Here is a 17,734-nt window from a genome sequence, read left to right on the forward strand (position 1 = left end):
GCCCGGGCGGCGGGCGGCGGCCAACGTGCGGTGCAAAGGCACCGTACGGGGCACGGGGGCAGAGGGATGATGGGATTCGTGTCGTTCGCCGGGCTCGCGGAGATGATCCGCGAGAACGTCCATCGGGTGCCGGGGGACGTCGACCTGATCGTCGGCATTCCGCGCAGCGGGATGATACCGGCCTACATGATCGGGCTTTATCTCAACCGCGTGGTGGTCGATCTCGAAGGCTTCCTGGTGGACCAGCCGATCGGGCATGGCAGCACGCGGCCGGCGGTGGCGGTGCCGCCATCGCCCATGCAGGCGCGCTCGATCCTGCTGGTGGACGACAGCGCGCTGATGGGCGGGTCCATCCGCAGCGCGGTCAAGCGCCTGCGGGACGCCGGCTACACCGGCCGCATCACCGAATGCGCGGCCATCGTGGTGCCGGAGGCGACCGACAAGGTCGACCTCTACTTCTCGATCATGCCGCTGCCGCGGCTGTTCGAGTGGAACGCCTTCCACCATGTGCTGGTCGAAGGCGCCTGCTTCGACATGGACGGCATCCTCTGCGCCGACCCGACGGAGGAGGAGAACGACGACGGCGAGCGCTACCGCGCCTTCCTCGGCTGCGCCCGTCCGCACGTCCGCCCCACCCGGCGGATCGCCCACATCGTGTCCGCCCGGCTGGAGCGCTACCGGCCGGAGACCGAAGCCTGGCTGGCCGCCAACGGCATCGAGTACGGCACCCTGCATCTGGTGAACCTGCCCACCGCCGAGGAGCGCCGGCGGCAGGGCGCCCACGTCGTCCACAAGGCCAGGGTCTACATGGAGACCGGGGCCCCGCTCTTCTACGAGAGCGAGCCGGAGCAGGCGCGGCAGATCGCCCGCCTCTCCCACAAGCCGGTGCTGTGCACCCACGACATGACGCTGCATCTGCCCGACCGGCTCGACGTGGTCGCCATGGCGCGGACCATGCGCTGGCACATGAAGACGCCGCTGAGCCTGATGAAGAAGCGGGTGAAGCGGCTGCTGATCGGTCATCCCGCCCGCTGACGGCGGCGGGCGGCGGCGCGGGCGTAGACCGCCTCCAGCGCGTCGGCCTGACGCGCCACGGTGAAGGCCGCGGCACGCTCGCGGGCGGCCCTGCCGATCGCCGCGGCCCGGTCGGGGGCGTCGAGCAGCGCGTCCACCGCGGCGGCGATGCTCCGCCCGTCGCCAGGTGGCAGCAGGATGCCGCTCCGCCCGTCCTCGACGAAGGCGCGCAGCGACGGAAGATCGAAGGAGACGGTCGGGCGCCCCTGGGCCATGGCCTCCAGCACCGCCAGCCCGAACCCCTCGAAGGCCGAGGCGCTGAGCGCCACGTCCGCCAGCGAGAGCAGCGCCGGCACGTCGGTGCGGGTGCCCGGCAGCCGCAGTTGCCCGCCGATGCCGAGGTCGGCGGCCCGCTCCGTGATGGCGCCGCGCAGCGGCCCGTCGCCGACCAGCACCAGGACCGCGCCGGGCCGGCGGTCGAGCAGGCCGGCCAGCGCGTCCAGCAACAGGGCATGACCCTTGCCCTCGACCAGCCGCGCCACGGCGATCAGCACCGGCGCGCAGCCGGTGATGGCCAGCCCGGCCCGCAGCCGCTGCTTCTCCGCCTCGGACGGCACGGCGAAGGCCGCGGGCGGCAACCCGTTGTGGATGACCGTGACCCGCTCCTCCGGCAGGCCGAGCCAGAGCCGGTAGGCGTCGGCGACCGGGGTGGAGACCGCCACCGCCTCGGCCAGATTGAGACCGGTGAGCAGCCGGTTGGCGCAGTGCATGACCCGGTTGCGCAGGAAGGGTGCGGCGTCGCCCGGCCGCCGGGGCCACGGGATGCGGCCCGGCGGCATGCCGTGGAAGGTGTTGACGACCGGCAGCCGCAAGGTCGCCGCGACGAGCTGACCGAAGGCGCGGTCGTAGGGGGTGCCGTTGGTGTGCAGGATATCGGCCCCGAACCGCCGGGTGAAGGCGCGCAGTTGCCCGAAGCGGCCGGTGATCAGCAGGGGCATCCCGGTGGCGCGGAAGGCATCCTCCATCGGGCCGCCGGCAAGGGCGGCGACCGCGTGTTCCGCCCCGCGGCCGGCGAATTCCTCCAGCAGCCGCAGCAGCACCCGCTGCCCGCCACCCATGGCCAGGTCGGGCAGAAGATGAAGAACGCGCAGCGTCGCGGCGGTCATGGCGGAGCGCCGGGGCTGGGACCGGGGATCCGGAAGAAGATCTCTTCCGCCGCCATCAGGTGGCGCAGGAAGCCGGAAGGAAGCGTGGCCCAGCCGGGCTCCCCCGTCAGGTTCTCCACTTGGCTGCGGTGCTCGGCGAGCGCCCGCCGCTTGGCGTCGAGGAAGGGCCCGGCCGCCACCACCGCCGGCCGGGCACCGGCCAGGAAGGCGAGCGGCCGGACCGCGAGCTGCGCCGCCTGCCGCCAGCGCGGCGCCCCCGGTTCCACCCAGGCGCGCGCGTCCCAGAACCAGACCGGGTACTCGTAGAGGACGGGGTGCCGGGACAGGCCCGCCAGCGCCGCCCGTGCCGCCGCGCTGAGCGCCCGGTGGTCGGGGTGCCCGTCCTGTGCGGAGGGGGCGAACAGCTCCCGCGCGCCGCAGGCTTCGGCCAGCCCGGCGATCCGCCGGGCAAGGGCGCCGCCGGCGTCGGCGAGACGCCCGTCCTCATGGTCGAGGAAGCCCACGCGCTCCGCCCCGACGCCGAGCCGGGCGCAGGCGGCCAGCGCCTCGCGGCGGCGGAGTGCGGCCAGCGCGTCGGGGGGGACGAGCCCGGACCGGTGCGAGTGCCGCCCGTCGCAGGCGAAGACCACGGTGACCGGCGCCCCGGCCGCCGCCTTGCGGGCGATCAGCGCGCCGCAGCCGAGCGTCTCGTCGTCCGGATGCGGGGCGAGGACTAGGGCCGGGACATCCGCCGCCGGAACCTCCGGGTCCCGCGGCCGGGCCAGCAGCAGCCGGTGGTACAGGGCGAAACCGCCGTCGAGCACGGCCGACGCCGCGAACGGAAGGCCGGAGCGCGTGGCGGCGGTGTTTCCCGAGCGCGTCATCGCACACCTCCCGCCGTGGAACCCGTCCACAACCTAGGAACCGCAACCGGACGCCTTCAACGACCCATCCCGTCGGATCCGGCCGACGATGGTGGTGCCCCGGCGGAACGCCGGGCATGCCGGAAGCCCCGTTGTCAGCCGTATCAGTGCCTGTGGAAAAATTGTCGCGAATTTGAGCGAGGAGCAGTCATGGCAGGCCGCGGCAGGATCCTGAAGTTCGCCGCCGCTGCCGCCGCCGGCATTGGCGTGCCGCTGACCGGCCGGATCCGCCACGGCCCGGCCGCGGGCCTGCGGCTTCGGCTCGACGGCGCCCCGCGCGCCATGCTGTCGGGCCGCTACGAGGAGCCGGTGCAGATGGCCCTGGCGCAGCGGCTCCGGCCCGGTGACGGCTTCGTCGATGTGGGAGCCAACATCGGTTTCTTCTCCCTGCTGGCCGGCCTTGCGGTCGGGCCGGACGGCTGGGTCCTGGCGGTGGAGCCGGTGCCGGCGAACGCCGCCCTGATCCGCGCCAACGCCGCCCTCAACCGGTTGCCGCGGGTGACGGTGGTGGAGGCGGCGGCCGGCGCCGTCGACGGGGCGGGGGAGCTGGTGCTGGCGCGCCACAACGGCGGTGCCGCCCTGTCGACCGCGCCGGTCCCGCCGGACGCCTGCGGGCGGATCACCGTGCCGGTGGTGACCGTGGACACGCTGCTGGCCGGCAACCGCCTGCCGCCTCCCGGCCTGATCAAGATCGACGTCGAGGGAAGCGAGGCCGAGGCGTTGAACGGGATGCGGGGCACCATCGCCCGCCACCACCCCGCCATCCTGTTCGAGGTGGACGCCCCGACCCGCGACGAGGCCGAACGGCGCTTCGCCGATCTCTCCGCGGCCTTGGCGGCGCACGGCTATGGGGTGGACACCCTGCCTGCCGCCTACCCCGCCGGCGGCTGGGCCGTGCTGCACGGCCTGGGCACGGTCAGCGGCGACGCGCGGTGAAGCTGCGGAACCGGCTGCCGGTGTCGGTGCCCCATTCCCAGTTCACCCCGATGCCGACGCGGCGGATGGCCAGGGACGGAAAGTCCGCGTAGACGTCGCCGAAGGCGCGGTGGAGGACGGCGCGCCCGTCGAGCCACGCCGTGAAGCGCCGCCCGTCGCAGGCCACCCGCAGCGTGGCGGGCTCGCCATGGCGCAGCCGCCCGCCCACGTTGGTCCACACCGCGTCGTACACGTCCTCGAACCCGTTGCGGTAGAAGAAGCAGGACACCGAGCCATAGGTCTCCGGCATGCTGCGGTCGCCGCCGTTGAGCCAGAGGTTGCAGACGACGTGGTTCGCCGGATCCTGCCAGAACACCACCCCGGCCCGGCTGTTCGCCCCGCCCCGCCCGGTCAGCGGCGGGGGCACGATGACGGCTTCGAGATCGGCGAAGTCCGGATCGGGCCAGTCGATGCCGTACAGCGTGCGGCCCGGGGCCGGACGGTCCGGTCCGGCCTGGACGATGGCCCCACTCCCGTCCGACCCGATGCCGCCCTCGCCCACCAGCCTGCGCCACGCCCCACCACCGGCCAACGGCTGCCCGTCGAGGTCGGCGCACGGGCCCGCAAAGCGCTCGGCGACCAGGGAGACCGAGCCCTGCGGGACCCAGGGCAGTGGCACCGCCAGAGCGGCCGGCACCGGGATGCGGCGCGGGTACGCGGTGAACCGCCGGACCGCCATGCCGGCCGCCGCCGCGTCGGGGTAGCCGAGGCAGCCGCCGCCGGCGTGGACGGGATCATCGATGGAAAGCCCGTCGAGCCGCTGCCCATCCACCGCCACCGCGATCCGCCGGCCGTCGTCACGGAGCTGGACGCTGTGGCGGCCCGGTGTCAGGGCGTTCGGCACGCTGGCCGCCAGCCGGTCGGTTCCCCCGTTCCGGACATGGAGCCGCAGCCCCTCGGGGCGGAGGTCGAGGCGGACATGGTTGCCGGCGTCCAGGCTGCGCCAGACCAGGGAGGCTACGGCGCCCGCCCGCAGAACCTCCAGCTCGGCGCTGATCAGGCCGCAGGGCTCGGTGGGCGTGACGCCCGGCGGCAGGCCGGGACAGCGGGCGACCGTCATCCCGTACAGCACCGTGTCCGTGCTGAACCCGATCTGGCCAAGCACGCTCTGCTGGAAGGCGGGGACCTGCGGCCCGGTCGTGACCGCCGGGTCCACCGCGAGCGGACGCAGCCAACCCGGATCCTCGGCGTCGGCCATCAGATAGACGGCCCCCTCCGGCCGCAAGGCCACCACGAGGAGCAGCGGGATGTTCGGCAGATCCTCGGCGACCGGCAAAAGCCGGCCGTCCACGCGGGCCAGCAGCGTGCCGTTCCGGGCCTCCGCCCCGCGGATCACGAAGCCATGACCGCAGCGGGTGGGATCGTCGGGCATCGGCTCGGGGTACCAGCCGACGGCGGCGTTGCCGCCGAGAGCGTCGGCGTCCGGACCGGGCAGCAGGGCGCGGGTCCAGCAGGCCAGCCGGCGCAGCACGCTTTCCCGCACGGGGCGGCTCGGCCAGCGGCGCAGGCGGGTGGCCAGCGGATCGATGCCGCTGCCGAGCACCCAGCGCCGGACCTGACGGAGCAGGTCGCGCTGACGGAAGGGGGCGGAGCCGTTGTGGCCGTTGAGCAGCCCCACGGCCAGCACCAGCCCGTCCGCGGCCGGAACCGCGTCAAGGTGGACACCGGCCCGCCCCCAGCCCGGCCTGGCGAGCGGCGCGATGCGCAGCGCGCCGTCACGGACCGTGACCACCCCCTCCACGTCCCGGACGGTGCGGGCGGGATGGGCGGATCGGTCGTAGCGGTGGTCCATGGGCGGCATGACCGCACTGTCGCGGCGGGCGGCGGGCCACCGCAACGCCGCGGAACGGGTAATCCGGGAGCCCGAGGCTCTGCCCCGGTTGGCAGCGGGAATGCCCTGGATTGCCCGCCTATCCTGCCCGCGGACACTGCCGCGAGAGGCGAGACACCATGCCCGACCCCCGCACCGACACCCCGCGCTGCCTCGTCTGCGGCGGGGCGGATCTGACCGAGCTGGCACGGCTGCGCGACCTGCCGCTGGCCTGCAATGTGCCGGCCGCCTCGGAGGCGGAGGCGCTGGGCGTGCCGCGGGGCGACATCGCGCTGACGGCCTGCCGCGACTGCGGCCATGTGTTCAACGCCGCGTTCGAGGCCGACCGGCTCGGCTATGACGAACGGTACGAGAACGCGCTGGACTTCTCGCCCCGCTTCCGGGAACACCAGGACCGCACCGTGGAGCGGCTGGTGGAGCGCTACGCGCTGGCCGGGGGCACAGTGGTGGACATCGGCTGCGGGCTGGCGGGATTCCTGCGGCGGCTGTGCGAGGCGGGGGTGGCCCACGGCATCGGATTCGACCCCGGCCGGCCGGACATCCGGGGAGAGCCGGTGGCGGCCGGCACCCTGACCGTCCATGGCCGGGCCTTCCGGGCCGGTGACGTGCCGGAGGCGCGGCTGCTCAGCGCCCGCCATGTGCTGGAGCATCTGACGGACCCCGTCGGCTTCCTGGTGATGGTCGGGGAAGGGCGCAATGCGGCCCTCTATCTGGAGGTCCCCGACGGCCGCTTCACGGTGGAGCGGCTGGGGATATGGGACCTCGTCTACGAGCATGTGTCCCTGTTCACCCCGCCCTCGCTGTCCACGGCTCTGGCGCTGGCTGGGCTGCGGGGCACGCCGCCGCGGTCGGCGTTCGGCGGGCAGTTCCTGTGGACGGAGGCCACCTCCGGTCCCGCCGACGCCGTGCTGCCGGATGGCGAGTTGCTGGACGCCTTCGCCGCCTACCCCCGGCGCCACCGTGCCATGCTGGAGGGGTGGCGGGGGTTCGTGGAGCGGCGGCTGCGGCAGGGGTTGCGGCTCGCTCTGTGGGGGGCGGGGTCGAAGGGCGTCACCTTCCTCAACATGCTCGGGCTGCGGGCGGGGTCGGGACTGGACGTCGCGGTGGACGTGAACCCGCGCAAGGCGGGGACCCACATCCCCGGCACCGGGCAGCGGACGCTTCCGCCGGAGGCGCTGGCGGCGTCACCGCCGGACACGGTGCTGGTGATGAACCCGGAGTATCTGGCGGAGATCGCCGGCACCCTGGAACGGCTGGGACTCGGTGCGGAGCTGGTCCCGGTGTCCGGCTGCGAGGCGCCATACCCCTGAGCACCTCCCCCGAAATGCGGCCCCTGAAACGCGGAACGGGCCGCCCCCACGAGGGGACGGCCCGTCCGGAACATGGTGCGACCGGAGGTCAGCCGCGCGGCGAGGCCGTGGTCTGGCCCGTCACCTCGGCACTATGGCTCTCGTGGGCCGGGCACGCGCTGGCGATCCCGGCACTCAGGAGAACGGCGAGACCGAGCAGCAGGGCTGCCACCGGTTTGGCTCCATGAGACATTGGATCACCTCCTTTCCATTGTTGAACCCGATGTGACATCGTGACACATCCCCCGACCGCGTCAAGACCGCGGATATCGTCCACCCCCATTTCGGATTCACCATGAGCCGCCACCTGACCGTCCGCGCCGAGCGCTTTCCCATCCGCGGGTCCTTCCGCATCGCCCGCGGCGCCAAGACGGAGGCCGAGGTCGTGGTCGCGGTGATTGAGGAAGACGGCGCCAGCGGGCGCGGCGAATGCGTGCCCTACGCCCGCTACGGCGAGAGCGTGCCGGCGGTCGTCGCGGCGCTGGAGGCGATGGCCGGCGCCGTCGCCGCCGGGCTGGACCGCGCGGTGCTGCAATCGGCCATGGAACCGGGGGCCGCCCGCAACGCGCTGGACTGCGCGCTGTGGGACCTGGAGGCCAAGCGCAGCGGCGTCCCCGCCTGGCGCCTCGCCGGGCTGGCCGGACCGCCGGTGCCGCTGGTCACCGCCTACACCCTCAGCGTCGATGAGCCGGCGGCGATGGCAGAGGCCGCCCGCTCAGTCGCCGCCCGCCACCCGCTGCTCAAGATGAAGCTGACCGGCGACGGCGATCTGGAGCGGGTGGGCGCGGTGCGCGCCGCCGCCCCGGACGCGCGGCTGATCGTCGACGCCAACGAGGGCTGGACGCTGGACCACCTGCGTCGCTTCGCCCCCGCCTTCGCGGATCTGGGGGTGGAGATGATCGAGCAGCCGCTGCCCGCCGACGCCGACGAGGCGCTGCGCGGGGTGGCCTGCCCGGTGCCGCTGGGCGCCGACGAGTCCTGCCACGGGCCGGAATCGCTGGAGCGGCTCAAGGGCCTGTACCAGGTGGTCAATGTCAAGCTCGACAAGACCGGCGGACTGACCGGTGCCCTGGCGCTGACCGCGGCGGCGCGCGCGGCCGGCTTCGACGTGATGGTCGGCTGCATGGTGGCAACCTCGCTCGCCATGGCGCCGGCCTGCCTCGCCGCGCAGGGCGTGCGTTATGTCGACCTCGACGGGCCGCTGCTGCTGGCCGCGGACCGGGTGCCGGCGCTGCGCTACGACGGTGCGCTGGTCCACCCGCCGGAACCGGAGCTGTGGGGATGAGGGGCGCCCGTTTCGGCCGGCTGTCCGCCGGCATCCCCGACCTGCCGCAACATGACGAGCGCTTCGACACGCTGATCGCCGCGGAGGGGGTGCGGGTGGAGCGCATCGTCTCCACCGGGCAGGCCAGCCCGCCCGGCTTCTGGTACGACCAGGGCTGGGACGAGTTCGTGCTGGTGACGTCCGGTGCGGCCGGGCTGGAGATCGAGGGAGAACCGGTGCGCCGGCTGGACCCCGGCGACTGGGCGCACATCCCCGCGCATGTGCGACACCGTGTGGCCTGGACGGATCGGGAGGCGGCCACCATCTGGCTCGCCGTCCATCTCCCTCCCGGTCCCGAGGCACCATGAGCATCGATGTCGCCCGCGCACGCGCCGAAACACCGGGCACCGCCCACGTCGTCCACCTCAACAACGCCGGCTCCGCCCTGCCGCCGCAGCCGGTGACGGAGGCGGTCTTCGCGCATCTGGCGCTGGAGGAGGAGATCGGCGGCTACGAGGCGGCGGCGCGCAACGCCGGAGGGGTGGAGCGGACCTACGCCGCCGTGGCCCGCCTTCTGGGTTGCGGGACCGACGAGGTGGCGCTGGTTGAGAGCGCCACGGTGGCCTGGGCGCTCGCCTTCCAGACGCTGGAGTTCCAGCCGGGCGACCGCATCCTGACCGGCACGGCGGAATACGCATCCAACGTCATCGCCTTCCTGCAGGCCGCCCGGCGCAGCGGCGCGGAGATCGAGGTGATCCCGGACGACGCGGACGGGCAGACCGACGTGATGGCGCTCGACGCCATGATCGACGGGCGGGTGAAGCTGATCGCGCTGACCCACATCCCGACCAATGGCGGTCTGGTCAACCCCGCCGCGTCGGTGGGCGGGATCGCCCGGATGCACGGCATCCCCTACCTGCTCGACGCCTGCCAGGCGGCCGGGCAGATGCCGCTGGACGTCAACGAGCTGGGCTGCGATTTCCTGACCGCCACCGGCCGCAAGTTCCTGCGCGGCCCGCGCGGCACCGGCTTCCTCTACGTCCGGCGGGAGCGGCTGGAAGGGATGGAGCCGCGCGTGCTCGACCTGCATGGCGCCACGCTGGCCGGCCCCGACCGCTACGAACCCCGCCCCGACGCCCGCCGCTTCGAGTATTGGGAAAGCAACGTCGCCGCCCGCATCGGATTGGGCGTGGCGGTGGACTACGCGCTCGACTGGGGGCTGGAGGCGATCCGCGAGCGGGTGTGGAGCCTGGGCGGCTGGCTGCGCACGTTGCTGGACGCCGTCCCCGGTGTCACGCTGCGCGACCTCGGAGCGGAGCGCTGCGGCATCGTCACCTTCACCCTGGACGGGGTGGACCCCGACGCGGTGAAGGCGGCGGTCGGGGCGAAGGGCTTCAACGTCTCCGTCTCCCGCGCGTCAAGCACCCGCTTCGACATGGACGCCCGCGGTCTGGCCGCCGTCGTCCGCGCCTCCCCCCACTACTACAACACCGAGGCCGAGCTGGAACTGTTCGCCGAGGCGGTCGCCGCGCTGGCGCCGTGAGGGATGGCGGCCGCGTGGAGCCTCACACCCGCTCCGCCCAGCCCATGTAGTTCACATCCAGGTCGCGCGGGTTGACGCGGAACTCGTCGGTCAGCGGGTTGTAGGTCACGCCGGTCACGTCGCGGAACGCCAGTCCCTCGGCCCGCAACGCGGCCCCCACCTCCGACGGGCGCAGGAACTTGCGCCAGTCGTGGGTGCCGCGGGGCAGCCAGCGCAGCACATACTCCGCGCCCACGATGGCGAGCGCGAAGGCCTTGGGCGTGCGGTTGATGGTGGACAGGAACAGCACCCCGCCGGGTGCCAGCAGCGCCGCGCAGGATTTCACGAACAGCGGCACGTCGGCCACATGCTCGATCACCTCCATGGCCAGCACGATGTCGAAACGCTCCCCCGCCGCGGCGAGGTCCTCGGCCGTGGTGGCGCTGTAGTCCACCGGCACGCCGCTCTCCGCCGCGTGCGCCGCGGCGGTCTTCACGTTGCGCTCCGCCGCATCGACGCCGGTCACGTCCGCCCCCATGCGGGCCAGCGGCTCCGACAGGAGCCCGCCGCCGCAGCCGATATCGACGAGGCTGAGCCCCGACAGCGGCGCCCGCGACAGCGGGTCGCGGCCCAGCCGGCGGCAGGCGGTGTCGCGGATGTAGCCCAGCCGCAGCGGGTTCAGCCGGTGCAGCGGCTTGAACTTGCCGGCCGGGTCCCACCACTCGGCGGCGATGGCGGAGAAACGGGCGACCTCGTCGCGGTCCACGGTCCCGGATGAATGGGCGCCGGACGCGGGGGCTGCGGAAGCGGAGGCTGCGGTGTGGGCGGCGGTCATGGGGGCGTTCCGAGTTCCGTTGATTCTTGTGGTTCCGTGACGCGGGCATGACGATCCGGATCCGGGCATCCTTGCCTCGCCCGACCTTTGGAAGTATGGATACGCGGCCTTGCGGCGGCAACCGCCAAAGGCATGGGAAACGGCCGGCAAGGGACCGGCCGCAAGACGGATGGTGTAAGGAATGGCGCGTATTGTTCTGAAATTCGGCGGCACGTCGGTCGGCGACATCGACCGGATCAAGAACGTGGCGCGCAAAATCGAGCAGGAGGTCAAGGCCGGCCACCAGGTGGCGGTCGTGGTGTCGGCGATGTCCGGCGTGACCAACCAGCTCGTGAAGTACTGCACCGAGATCGACAAGCTGCACGACGCGCGCGAATACGACGCCGTCGTCGCCACCGGCGAGCAGGTGACCACCGGCCTGCTGGCGATCGCGCTGCAGTCGATCGGCATCCCGGCCCGCTCCTGGCAGGGGTGGCAGCTTCCGATCCGCACCGACGACACCCATGCCAAGGCGCGCATCGTGTCCATCGACACGACCGAGATCGAGAAGCGCATGAACACCGGCGAGGTCGCCGTGGTCGCCGGCTTCCAGGGCCTGTCGGAACGCGGGCGCATCAGCACGCTGGGCCGCGGCGGCTCCGACACCTCGGCGGTGGCGCTGGCGGCGGCGCTGAAGGCCGACCGCTGCGACATCTACACCGACGTGGACGGCGTCTACACCACCGACCCGCGCATCGTGACCAAGGCGCGCAAGCTGTCCAAGATCACCTACGAGGAGATGCTGGAGCTGGCCTCCCAGGGCGCCAAGGTTCTGCAGACCCGGTCGGTGGAAATGGCGATGAACCACCGGGTGCGCGTGCAGGTGCTCTCCACCTTCGAGAAGGCGGCGGGCAGCGAGCTTCCGGGAACACTTGTGGTCGACGAGGACGAGATCGTGGAAAAGGAAGTTGTGAGCGGCATCGCCTACAGCCGCGACGAGGCGAAGGTGACGCTGATCGGCGTCGAGGACCGGCCGGGCGTGGCCGCCGCCATCTTCGGCCCGCTGACGGACGGCGCCATCAACGTGGACATGATCGTCCAGAACGTGTCGGAGGACGGCAAGTCCACCGACATGACCTTCACCGTCGGCAAGGCCGACCTCGCCCGCGCCGTCAAGGTGCTGGAGGAGGCGCAGGACATGGTGAAGTACCGCCGGCTGGTGTCGGACAGCAACGTGGTGAAGGTGTCGGTGATCGGTGTGGGCATGCGCAGCCACGCCGGCGTCGCCCAGCGCATGTTCAAGGCGCTGGCCGACAAGGGCATCAACATCCAGGTCATCTCGACTTCCGAGATCAAGATCAGCGTGCTGATCGCCGAGGAGTATGCCGAGCTGGCCCTGCGCGCGCTGCACACCGCCTACGGGCTCGACGCGGCCTGACCGCGGTCCGACCGAACTGAGGGGAGAGCCGGGCATGAGCGACGGCGCGGCGCGGCTCGACCGGCTCTGGCAGCGGGGGTGCGCGTTCCTGGGCACCCCCACCGCCATCATGGGCGGGGCGATGACCTGGGTGTCGGAGCGGCATCTGGTGTCGGCCATCTCCAACGCCGGCGGCTTCGGCGTTCTCGCCTGCGGCTCCATGGACCCGGAGCGGCTGGCGGCGGAGATCGTGGCGACGCGGGCGCTGACCGACCGCCCCTTCGGCGTCAACCTCATCAACATGCACCCGGATCTGGACGCTCTGGTCGATGTCTGCGGCCGGCACGCGGTGGGTCATGTGGTGGTGGCCGGAGGCATGCCGTCCGGCGCCACCGTCAAGCGCATCAAGGACCATGGGGCGAAGGTGATGGCCTTCGCCCCGGCGCTGGTCGCCGCGAAGCGGCTGCTGCGCAACGGCGTGGACGCGCTGGTGATCGAGGGGGCGGAGGCCGGCGGCCACATCGGCCCTGTCACCACCTCGGTGCTGGCCCAGGAGATCCTGCCGGAGATCACGGAGGTCCCGGTCTTCGTCGCCGGCGGCATCGGCCGGGGCGAGGCCATCCTGTCCTTCCTGGAGTTGGGGGCGGCGGGCGTGCAGATCGGCACCCGCTTCGTCTGCGCCACCGAGTGCGTCGCGCACCCCCGCTTCAAGCAGGCCTTCATCCGCGCCGCCGCCCGCGACGCCCAGCCCTCGGTCCAGATCGACCCGCGCTTCCCCGTCATCCCCGTGCGAGCGCTGACCAACGAGGGCACCAAGCGCTTCCTGGAAGCCCAGCGCGTCCTGATCAACAAGGTCGACCTGGGCGAGATGACCCGCGAGGAGGCCCAGCTCGAGATCGAGCATTACTGGGCCGGCGCGCTGCGGCGCGCGGTGGTGGACGGCGACGTCGAGAACGGCTCCCTGATGGCCGGCCAGAGCGTGGGTCTGGTCACCCGGGAGCAGCCGGTGGCGGAGATCATCGGCGAACTGATGGCCCAGGCGGTGACGGCGCTGGAGCGGCGCGGCGCAGCGTAATACCTTCGGGGTATGGCGCCGGCATCCGCCCGGCTCCCTTCGCCGACCGTGGACACCTCCATGCCCGCCCTGCTGTTCCTGCTCTCACTCCTCCTCGCCCTCCCCGTACACGCCGAGTCCGTGACGTGGGAGCACATCGACATTCCCGCGCGGTTTTCCACGCCGAAGGGCGTGGTAGGCGTCACGCTGGAGGCGGTCATCGCGCGGCCCGATTCGGGGGGGCCGTTCCCGCTGCTGGTCCTCAGCCACGGAACGCCGCGGGAGGCCGACGCGCGCAAGACCATGATGCCGACGGGCATGCTGCCGCAGGCGCTGGAGTTCGCGCGGCGGGGCTGGGCGGTGATCGTGCCCATGCGGCGGGGGTATGGTCTGTCGGGGGGGGCGTACGCCGAGTATTCCGGCCCGTGCGAGCAGCGGGAATACATCGGCGCCGGGCTGGAGAGTGCGGAGGATCTGCGGGAGGTCGTGCGCTTCGCCGGGACCCTGCCATCGGTGGACGCGCGGCGGGTCGTGGCGGTGGGGCAGTCGGCCGGGGGCTTCGCCAGCGTGGCGCTGGCGATGGAGCCGCCGCCGGGGCTGAAGGCGGTGATCAGCTTCGCCGGCGGTCGCGGCTCGCGCGCGGCGGACGACGTGTGCCAGCCCGACCGGTTGGCCGACGCCTTCGAGTTCTACGCCACGCGCGGCGCGCGGGTGCCGATGCTGTGGATGTATGCGGAGAACGACCGCTTCTTCGGGCCGGCGCTGGCGCGACGCCTGCACGCGGCCTTCACCGCGGGGGGTGGACGGGCGGAGCTGGTGATGATGCCGCCCTTCGGCGAGGACGGCCATTTCCTGTTCTCCCGCGGCGAACCGTCGGCTTGGCTGCCGACGGTCGAGCGGTTCCTGGCCGCCAACGGCCTGCAGGCGAGGGCCACCCCCATCCCGCCCCGGCCCTCAGCGGCGGTGCCGGCGGGTCTGGTGGGCAAGGCGCTGGACAGCTTCCCGGCCTTTCAGCGCGGCGTGCCGCACAAGGCCTTCGCCACCGCGGAGGACGGCGCCTTCGGCTGGCGCTCCGGCCTGCGCACCCTGAACGAGGCGCGCGACGCGGCGCTGGCAACCTGCCGGAAATTCACCGCCAAGCCCTGCCGCGTGGTGTCGGAGGAGTAGCGGCGGGTCAGGGTTCGTCGTCGGCCTTCACCAGATCGCGGTAGGCGTGCCAGCTCGCGTGGCCGATCAGCGGCAGGGTGACCGCCAGCCCGACCACGCTGAGCAGCCCGACGCCGGTCACCAGCACGATCAGCGCCGCCCACAGCGCCATCGTCCGCGGGTTGCGCGCCACCGCCATGGCGGAGGCGAGCACGGCGGCGAAGATGTCCACCTTGCGCTCCAGCATCATCGGCAGCGCCGTCACGTTGCTGATGAAGGCCACCGTGGCGAATCCGAGCCCGAGCACCGTCACGAACAGAGTGAACACCATGCCGTCCAGCGTCAGCGTCTGCTGCAGGAAGCTGGCGAGGCTCATCGACACGTAGGGAAAGAACAGCGCGAAGGCGATCACGTTCATCCGCGCCCAGATCATGACGTACAGCATCAGGATCAGGCCGGCGGTCAGGATGTGGTAGGGGTTGCGGCGCCACGCCGTCAGCGCCCGCCCGAAGCCCGGCCGCCGCCCCTCCGCCACGTCCCAGGAGATGCGGTAGAGGCCGAGCGCCAGAAGCGGCGCCACCAGCAGGAAGGCGCCGATCATCGGCGCGATCAGGTACGACATCTCCGCCCAGGCCAGACCGGCGGTCAGCCCCAGTCCGATCGCCACGAACATCAGCCCATAGGCCGGGCTGACCCAGCCGGCGGCCCGCATGTCGGCCCAACCCGCCGCCAGCCAGTGGAAGACCCGCGCCGCCTCCACCTCGCGCACGCGGTCGGCGTAGGGGAGACCGCCATAGGGAGTGTGGGCGGTTACGACCTGTCGAACCTGCTCCATTGGCACCACCAATCGTCCGTTATGACGACAGTTTAGCACACGCCGCTAACCAGGGCCAAGCCGCGCCGCACAACACCCCTTGCAATTCCCCCCGCCCCATGGGAATGACCGGGCTCATGGAAGGCATGCACACCACCCTGAGCAGCACCGGAGCGGCCTCGCGCAGGCTGCTGGCCCGGCTGCGCGACGTGATGGCGGGATCGGGCACGGGGCAGGACCGGCTCGACAAGATCGTCATGCTGATCGCGGCCGAGATGGTGGCCGATGTCTGTTCCTGCTACGTCATGCGGGCGGGCGAGGTGCTGGAGCTGTTCTCCACCCTCGGCCTGAACAAGGACGCGGTGCACAAGACCCGGCTGCGCGTCGGCGAGGGTCTGGTCGGCGACATCGCGGCGCACGCGCGGCCGATCGCGCTGGACAACGCGCCGTCCCACCCCAACTTCGCCTACCGCCCCGAAACCGGGGAGGACCCCTTCCAGTCGCTGGCGGGTGTGCCGATCCTGCGCGGCGGCAAGGTGCGCGGCGTGCTCGTCATCCAGCACGCCGACCGCCGCCACTACACCGAGGAGGAGGTCGAGACCCTCCAGACCATCGCCATGATCGTCGCCGAGCTGGTGGCGCAGGGCGAGCTGGTCGACCCGCAGGAGGTGTTCTCCACTGGCGACGCGGCCCTGCTGCCGGCACGGCTGTCGGGGGTGCCGCTGAACGCCGGGCTGGCGATGGGCCACGCGCTGGTGCACCGGCCGCAGCTCACCATCCGGCAGATGGTCGCCGACGATGCGGAACGCGAGCTGGAGCGGCTGGCCGGGGCGCTCAGCGCCATGCACAGCGCCATCGACGATCTGCTGGCCGCCGCAGCCCTGGCCGGGCTGGGCGAGCCGCGCGACATCCTGGAGACCTACCGGATGTTCGCCGAGGACCGCGGCTGGCTGTCGCGCATCCGCGAGGCGATCCACATGGGCCTGACGGCGGAGGCCGCGGTGCAGCAGGTGCAGAACGACACCCGCGCCCGCATGAGCCATCTGACCGATCCCTACATCCGCGAGCGGCTGCTGGATCTGGAGGATCTGTCCAACCGGCTGCTCCAGCATCTGGCCGGCAAGCGGTCGGAGGCGGACGGCGGCACCCTGCCGGAGGATCTGGTTCTGGTCGCCCGCTCCATGGGACCGGCGGAGCTGCTGGACTACGACCGCAAGCGGCTGCGTGCGCTGATCCTGGAGGAGGGATCGCCGTCCAGCCATGTCTGCATCGTCGCCCGCGCGCTGGACATCCCGGTGGTGCAATGCGCCGACGCGCTGACCCGCATCGAGCCGCTGGACCATCTGATCGTCGATGGCGACCATGGCGCCGTCTTCGTGCGCCCGGCCGAAGACATCCAGATGGCCTTCACCGAGAGCATGGCGACCCGCTCGCGGCGCGAGCAGGAATACGCGGCCACCCGCTCCCTGCCGTCGGTGACGCGCGACGGGGTGCCGATCTCGATCCAGCTCAACTGTGGCCTGCTGATCGACCTGCCGCATCTGGCGGCCAGCGGGGCGGAGGGGATCGGGCTGTACCGGACCGAGATCCCCTTCATGGTCCGCCACACCCACCCCGACGTACAGCAGCAGACCGAGCTGTACGCCCGCGTCCTCGACGAGGCGGGCGACAAGCCGGTGCTGTTCCGCACCCTGGACGTCGGCGGCGACAAGATGCTGTCCTACATCTCCGCCGGGGCGCAGGAGAATCCGGCGCTCGGCTGGCGCGCCATCCGCATCGGACTGGACCACCCATCGTTGCTGCGCCAGCAACTCCGCGCCCTGCTGCGGGCGGCGGCCGGGCGGCCGCTGTCGGTGATGTTCCCGATGATCGCCGAGGTGGCGGAGTTCGACGCCGCCCGTGCCATCCTGGATCTGGAGCTGCGCTGGCTGGAGCGGCGCGGGGCGGAGCCGCCGTCGCGCGTCCGGGTCGGCACCATGATCGAGGTGCCGTCGCTGCTGTGGCAGCTTCCGGCGCTGCTGCAGCGGGTTGATTTCCTGTCGGTCGGGTCCAACGACCTGATGCAGTACGTGTTCGCCAGCGATCGCGGCAACCCGCGCACGGCCAACCGATACGACCCGCTGTCGCCGCCGATGCTCACCCTGCTGCGCCGGCTGGTCGAGGCCAGCCGCGATGCCGGCAAGCCGATCGGCGTGTGCGGCGAGATGGCCGGCCGGCCGCTGGACGCCATGACGCTGATCGGGTTGGGCTTCCGCTCCCTGTCCATGGCGCCGCAGTCGGTCGGCCCGGTGAAGACCATGCTGCGTAGCCTGGACGTGGCGGCGCTGCGCAAATATCTGGTCCAGCTCACCCAGGGCGGGGACCACAGCCTACGGCCGAAACTGCGCGCCTTCGCGCTCGACCATGGCATCCTCATCTGAGCCGCTCCACGCTTTGTCACCCGGTGCGGCCACGTGTGCGTATAAA

General features: G+C 72.3%; 16 protein-coding genes. 10 read left to right on the top strand and 6 right to left on the bottom strand.

Going from position 1 to position 17,734, the window contains the following annotated elements:
* Positions 1-66: 66 nt before the first annotated feature.
* Entirely contained in the window at positions 67-1,035 is a 969-nt protein-coding gene (locus tag HL658_RS27185; RefSeq protein WP_180285510.1) for a phosphoribosyltransferase family protein, read from the top strand.
* Here HL658_RS27185 and HL658_RS27190 read toward each other — a convergent pair.
* Positions 1,020-2,180 carry a glycosyltransferase gene (locus HL658_RS27190; RefSeq protein WP_180285511.1) on the bottom strand — a complete coding sequence of 387 codons (1,161 nt, stop codon included), beginning with the start codon at positions 2,178-2,180 and terminating at the stop codon, positions 1,020-1,022. The two genes, HL658_RS27185 and HL658_RS27190, sit on opposite strands and share 16 nt — an antisense overlap.
* Entirely contained in the window at positions 2,177-3,043 is an 867-nt protein-coding gene (locus HL658_RS27195) for a PIG-L deacetylase family protein (protein ID WP_180285512.1), read from the bottom strand. Before HL658_RS27195 ends, HL658_RS27190 begins: the two co-directional genes overlap by 4 nt.
* Positions 3,044-3,232: 189 nt before the next feature.
* Here HL658_RS27195 and HL658_RS27200 point away from each other — a divergent pair, with 189 nt between their 5' ends.
* Entirely contained in the window at positions 3,233-4,018 is a 786-nt protein-coding gene (locus HL658_RS27200) for an FkbM family methyltransferase (protein ID WP_180285513.1), read from the top strand.
* Here HL658_RS27200 and HL658_RS27205 read toward each other — a convergent pair.
* A complete protein-coding gene (locus HL658_RS27205) occupies positions 3,999-5,858 on the bottom strand; it encodes a hypothetical protein (RefSeq protein ID WP_180285514.1) in 1,860 nt (619 codons plus the stop codon). The two genes, HL658_RS27200 and HL658_RS27205, sit on opposite strands and share 20 nt — an antisense overlap.
* Before the next feature lie 149 nt (positions 5,859-6,007).
* On the opposite strand from HL658_RS27205, the gene HL658_RS27210 reads away from it, so the two are divergent.
* On the top strand, positions 6,008-7,198 hold the full coding sequence (locus HL658_RS27210; RefSeq protein WP_180285515.1) for a class I SAM-dependent methyltransferase: 1,191 nt from the start codon (positions 6,008-6,010) through the stop codon (positions 7,196-7,198).
* An 88-nt stretch (positions 7,199-7,286) separates the two neighbouring features.
* Here HL658_RS27210 and HL658_RS27215 read toward each other — a convergent pair whose 3' ends face one another.
* Positions 7,287-7,430, bottom strand: a complete 144-nt coding sequence (locus tag HL658_RS27215) for a hypothetical protein (protein ID WP_180285516.1) — start codon at positions 7,428-7,430, stop codon at positions 7,287-7,289.
* A 102-nt stretch (positions 7,431-7,532) separates the two neighbouring features.
* Between HL658_RS27215 and dgcA the strand changes: the two genes are divergently transcribed.
* Genes dgcA through HL658_RS27230 form a run of 3 tightly spaced genes read left to right on the top strand, consistent with a single transcriptional unit; the run spans position 7,533 to position 10,044 of the window.
* Positions 7,533-8,522, top strand: a complete 990-nt coding sequence (gene dgcA, locus HL658_RS27220) for an N-acetyl-D-Glu racemase DgcA (protein ID WP_180285517.1) — start codon at positions 7,533-7,535, stop codon at positions 8,520-8,522.
* Positions 8,519-8,869 (top strand): cupin domain-containing protein, encoded by a 351-nt coding sequence (locus HL658_RS27225; RefSeq protein ID WP_180285518.1) that lies wholly within the window; start codon positions 8,519-8,521, stop codon positions 8,867-8,869. Before dgcA ends, HL658_RS27225 begins: the two co-directional genes overlap by 4 nt.
* Entirely contained in the window at positions 8,866-10,044 is a 1,179-nt protein-coding gene (locus HL658_RS27230; protein WP_180285519.1) for an aminotransferase class V-fold PLP-dependent enzyme, read from the top strand. The genes HL658_RS27225 and HL658_RS27230 overlap by 4 nt, the downstream gene beginning before the upstream one ends.
* Before the next feature lie 22 nt (positions 10,045-10,066).
* Here the strand turns inward: HL658_RS27230 and ubiG are convergent, their stop codons facing one another.
* The gene (gene ubiG / locus HL658_RS27235) at positions 10,067-10,858 is read right to left on the bottom strand and encodes a bifunctional 2-polyprenyl-6-hydroxyphenol methylase/3-demethylubiquinol 3-O-methyltransferase UbiG (protein WP_180285520.1); all 792 of its coding nucleotides are present in this window, start codon (positions 10,856-10,858) and stop codon (positions 10,067-10,069) included.
* A gap of 181 nt (positions 10,859-11,039) precedes the next feature.
* Between ubiG and HL658_RS27240 the strand changes: the two genes are divergently transcribed.
* Genes HL658_RS27240 through HL658_RS27250 form a run of 3 tightly spaced genes read left to right on the top strand, consistent with a single transcriptional unit; the run spans position 11,040 to position 14,475 of the window.
* On the top strand, positions 11,040-12,275 hold the full coding sequence (locus HL658_RS27240; protein WP_180285521.1) for an aspartate kinase: 1,236 nt from the start codon (positions 11,040-11,042) through the stop codon (positions 12,273-12,275).
* Positions 12,276-12,309: 34 nt separating this feature from the next.
* A complete protein-coding gene (locus HL658_RS27245) occupies positions 12,310-13,329 on the top strand; it encodes an NAD(P)H-dependent flavin oxidoreductase (protein ID WP_246337933.1) in 1,020 nt (339 codons plus the stop codon).
* 60 nt (positions 13,330-13,389) lie between these two features.
* Positions 13,390-14,475, top strand: a complete 1,086-nt coding sequence (locus HL658_RS27250) for an alpha/beta hydrolase family protein (protein WP_180285523.1) — start codon at positions 13,390-13,392, stop codon at positions 14,473-14,475.
* A 7-nt stretch (positions 14,476-14,482) separates the two neighbouring features.
* Here HL658_RS27250 and HL658_RS27255 read toward each other — a convergent pair whose 3' ends face one another.
* Positions 14,483-15,289, bottom strand: coding sequence for a DUF2189 domain-containing protein (locus tag HL658_RS27255; protein WP_180285524.1), 807 nt, complete (start codon positions 15,287-15,289; stop codon positions 14,483-14,485).
* Positions 15,290-15,405: 116 nt separating this feature from the next.
* Here HL658_RS27255 and ptsP point away from each other — a divergent pair, with 116 nt between their 5' ends.
* Positions 15,406-17,688 (top strand): phosphoenolpyruvate--protein phosphotransferase, encoded by a 2,283-nt coding sequence (gene ptsP, locus HL658_RS27260; protein ID WP_246337934.1) that lies wholly within the window; start codon positions 15,406-15,408, stop codon positions 17,686-17,688.
* Positions 17,689-17,734 lie beyond the last annotated feature (46 nt).

It is taken from the genome of Azospirillum oleiclasticum, assembly GCF_013423485.1.
GTDB lineage: Bacteria > Pseudomonadota > Alphaproteobacteria > Azospirillales > Azospirillaceae > Azospirillum > Azospirillum oleiclasticum.